The 3,728-nt window shown below is 72.8% G+C and carries 3 protein-coding genes; all 3 read left to right on the top strand.

What is annotated here, in order from left to right; genetic code table 11:
* Positions 1-36 precede the first annotated feature (36 nt).
* The 3 genes from ACWGL3_RS31575 to ACWGL3_RS31565 all read left to right on the top strand — a co-directional run bounded on the left by ACWGL3_RS31575 (position 37) and on the right by ACWGL3_RS31565 (position 3,647).
* Positions 37-687: a DUF4126 domain-containing protein gene (locus ACWGL3_RS31575; protein WP_267948785.1), complete on the top strand. Its 651-nt coding sequence runs from the start codon at positions 37-39 to the stop codon at positions 685-687.
* A 53-nt stretch (positions 688-740) separates the two neighbouring features.
* The gene (locus tag ACWGL3_RS31570; RefSeq protein ID WP_267948786.1) at positions 741-1,415 is read left to right on the top strand and encodes an HAD family hydrolase; all 675 of its coding nucleotides are present in this window, start codon (positions 741-743) and stop codon (positions 1,413-1,415) included.
* Positions 1,416-1,652: 237 nt separating this feature from the next.
* Entirely contained in the window at positions 1,653-3,647 is a 1,995-nt protein-coding gene (locus ACWGL3_RS31565; protein ID WP_452462140.1) for an acetoacetate--CoA ligase, read from the top strand.
* The last annotated feature ends 81 nt before the right edge of the window (positions 3,648-3,728 follow it).

Genomic DNA, 3,728 nt, shown 5'->3' with positions numbered 1-3,728 from the left:
CGGCCCCCGTCCCCCCTGGAGCACAGAAGGAAGAGCATGTTCGCCACTCTCACCGGGTTGGGCCTGGCCTCCGCGGCGGGGCTCAACGCCTACATCCCCCTCCTCGCGGTCGGCCTGCTCGCCCGCTTCACCGACCTCGTCCCGCTCGGCGACGCCTGGCTGTGGCTCGAACACCCCGTCACCCTCGTGACCCTCGGCGTGCTGCTGGTCGTGGAGTTCGCCGCCGACAAGTTCCCCGCCGTCGACAGCGTCAACGACGTCATCCAGACCGTGGTGCGGCCCACCTCGGGAGGCATCGTCTTCGGCGCGGGGGCCTCCACGGTCGAGCTGTCCGAGATCACCGGCGCCGCCTCCGGCGCCGTGGCGGAGGACGGGACCGGGGTCTCCTGGATCCCGGTGATCGCCGGCGTGGTGGTCGCCCTGCTCTTCCACGTCGCCAAGGCGATGGCGCGGGTCGTGACCAACGGCGTCTCGCTCGGCTGCTCGGCCCCCCTCGTCTCCCTCCTGGAGGACTTCGTCAGCCTGGTCACCTCGCTGCTCGCGATCTTGGTGCCGCTGCTCGTCCTCGTCCTCTTCCCCGTGATGGTCGTCGGCGGCGCCCTGCTGGTCCGGCGCGTGCGCCGGACCCGGGCGGAGCGGCGCGCGGCCCGCGTCCCGGAGGCCCCGGACCCCGGTCACCCGAGGTGAGGTGGCCGAAAACGCATTCACGAACCGGGGCGAGGGGCCGTAAAGTGCTGCCGATGACTGAAACGACCTTCGACCGAACCGGTATCACCCACATCGTCTGGGACTGGAACGGCACCCTCCTGGACGACAACCACGCCAACCTCGCTGCGGTGAACGCCGTCTGCGCGCGGTTCGGCCGCGAGCCCGTGGAGATGGACTACTGGCGTTCCGTCTTCCGGCGGCCCCTCATCCCCTGCTACGAGGACCTCCTCGGCCGACCCTTCGCCGACGGCGAGTGGGAGCACGCGGAGCGGCTCTACGACAGCAGCTACCTGGAGCACCTGCACACCTGCGAGCTGAGCGAGGGCGTCCCGGACGTGCTGCACCGGTGGTCCGGCGGCGGCGGCACGCAGTCCCTGCTCTCCATGGCCTCGCACGAGCACCTGGTGCCCCTGGTCACCGAGCGCGGGCTCACCTCCCACTTCACGCGGGTCGACGGCCGCAGGTTCGCCACCGAGCACGACTCCAAGGCCGAACACCTGGTGCGCCACCTCGACCACCAGGGCATCGACCCGGCCGGCGTCGTGCTGATCGGCGACATCGACGACGACGCGCGCGCCGCCCGCGAGGCGGGCGCCAGGTCCGTCCTGGTCGCCAGCGGGCTGATGGCGCGCGAGCGGCTGGAGGCCACGGGCTCCCCCGTGGTCGACTCCCCGGTGGCCGCCGTCGCGGCTCTGCTCGCCGCCTGACCCGCCGCGGCCGCAGACGTCCCGTGACCGGATCCCACGGGAGCGCGCGGCCCCTCGCGGGAGCCCGTCCCGAACGCGTTCCGGGCCGGGCCCGGCCGCGGCCGCCGCGCCGGTGACCTGCACCTACCACACGCCCCGGTCCTCCCTGTCGCGAGGCCGGGGCGTGGCGGCGGTGGTGGGGTGTTGTTAGATGGGTCTCACAGCAACACACAGCCACGCGATTGGGAAGGCGGGCCAATGACGGAGAGCAGAGTGCCCCGTGTGCTCTGGGAGCCCGACGAGGCGCGGACCGAGTCCTCGAACATCGTCGCGTTCGCCCGGTGGGCCTCGGAGAACAAGGGGGTCCGTGCGTTCGGCGGGGAGGCGGGCTCCCCGGCCGCGTCCTTCGACTACGACTCCCTCTGGCGCTGGTCGGTCACCGACGTCGACGGCTTCTGGGAAGCGGTCTGGGAGTACTACGGAGTCCGGTCCGAGACCCCCTACGAGCGGGTGCTGGCCGAACGCGCCATGCCCGGCGCCTCGTGGTTCCCGGGGGCGACCCTCAACTACGCCCGACACGTCTTCGAGGGCCGCGACGACGCCCGCGTCGCCATCCGGCACGCCACCGAGCTGCGCGGACTCGGCGAGTGGACCTGGGGCGAACTCCGCCGGCGCACCGCCGCCATCGCCGCCGGGCTGCGCGGACTGGGGGTCGGCCCGGGCGACCGCGTGGCCGCGTACCTGCCCAACCTCCCCGAGACGGTCGCCGCGTTCTACGCCGTCGCCTCCCTCGGCGCCGTGTGGTCCTCCTGCTCGCCGGACTTCGGGGTCCGCAGCGTCATCGACCGCTTCGCGCAGATCGAGCCGAAGGTCCTCCTCGCCGTCGACGGCTACCGCTACGGCGGCAAGGACTTCGACCGGCGCCCCGTGGTCGACGAGCTGCGCGCCGCACTGCCCACCGCCGAGCACACCGTCCTCCTCGACCACCTCGCCCCCGGCGCCCCCCTCGACGGCACCATGCCCTGGGGGCGGCTGGAGGAGTCCGGCGCCGGGGCCGAACTGGAGTTCACCCCGGTCCCCTTCGACCACCCCCTCTGGGTGCTCTACTCCTCCGGGACCACCGGGCTGCCCAAGGCCATCGTGCACGGACACGGCGGCATCCTCCTGGAACAGCTCAAGAACCTCCACCTCCACCTGGACGCCCGCGAGGACGACCGGGTCTTCTGGTTCACCACCACCGGCTGGATGATGTGGAACTTCCTGGTCAGCGTCCTGCTGACCCCGGCCTCCATCGTCCTGTACGACGGCAGCCCGGCGGCGCCCGACATGGGCGCGCTCTGGGACCTGGCCGCCGACGCCGGGGTGACCGTCTTCGGCACCAGCGCGGGCTTCCTGGCCTCCTCGATGAAGGAGGGCGTCCACCCCCGCGAGGGGCGCGACCTCTCCCGCCTCAAGGCCATCGGCTCCACCGGCTCCCCCCTCAGCCCCGAGGCGTTCTCCTGGGTCTACGACGAGTTCGGCGAAGACCTCTGGCTGTTCTCGACCTCCGGCGGCACCGACGTGTGCAGCTGCCTGGTCGGCGGGACGCCCACGCTGCCGGTCTACGAGGGCGAGATCCAGTCCCGGGCGCTCGGCATGGCGGTCGCCTCCTGGGACCCCGAGGGCAGGGAGCTCACCGGCGAGGTGGGCGAGCTCGTCGTCACGCAGCCCGCGCCGTCCATGCCCGTCTTCTTCTGGGGGGACGAGGACGGCGAACGCCTCCGCGACAGCTACTTCTCCGTCTACCCGGGGGTCTGGCGGCACGGCGACTGGATCGAGATCACCGACCGCGGCACGGCGATCATCTACGGCCGCTCGGACTCCACCATCAACCGCGGCGGCGTCCGCATGGGCACCAGCGAGATCTACCGCGCCGTCCTCGCCCTCGACGACGTCGTGGACGCCCTCGTGGTGGACGTGCCCCAGGAGGACGGCTCCTCCAGGATCGAGCTGTTCACCGTCCTGCGCGAGGGGGCCGACCTGGAGGGCGACCTGCCCGGGGAGATCGCACGGCGCATCCGCACCGACTGCTCGCCCCGCCACGTGCCCGACCGCGTGCGCGCCATCGCGGCAGTGCCCCGGACCCTGTCCGGGAAGGTGCTGGAGGTCCCGGTCAAGCGCATCCTCATGGGCGAGGACCCCGAGAAGGTCGCCAGCCGCGACTCCCTGGCCAACCCTGAGGCCCTGGACCGCTTCAGCGAACTGAAGGGCTGACCCGGGCCCTCCGCCCGCGCGGCCGGCCTGCCGGGGCGGATCACGCGGAACACGCGCGAGGGGCCGGGCCCGCCTCCGTGG

This window comes from Nocardiopsis sp. NPDC055824 (genome assembly GCF_053616335.1).
This window is presented reverse-complemented; position numbering and strand designations above follow the sequence as displayed.

Bases quoted from the DNA above. Each gene is read 5' to 3' on its own strand.
- ACWGL3_RS31575 (WP_267948785.1), top strand. From the start codon at position 37: ATGTTCGCCACTCTCACCGGGTTGGGCCTGGCCTCCGCGGCGGGGCTC.
- ACWGL3_RS31570 (WP_267948786.1), top strand. From the start codon at position 741: ATGACTGAAACGACCTTCGACCGAACCGGTATCACCCACATCGTCTGG.
- ACWGL3_RS31565 (WP_452462140.1), top strand. From the start codon at position 1,653: ATGACGGAGAGCAGAGTGCCCCGTGTGCTCTGGGAGCCCGACGAGGCG.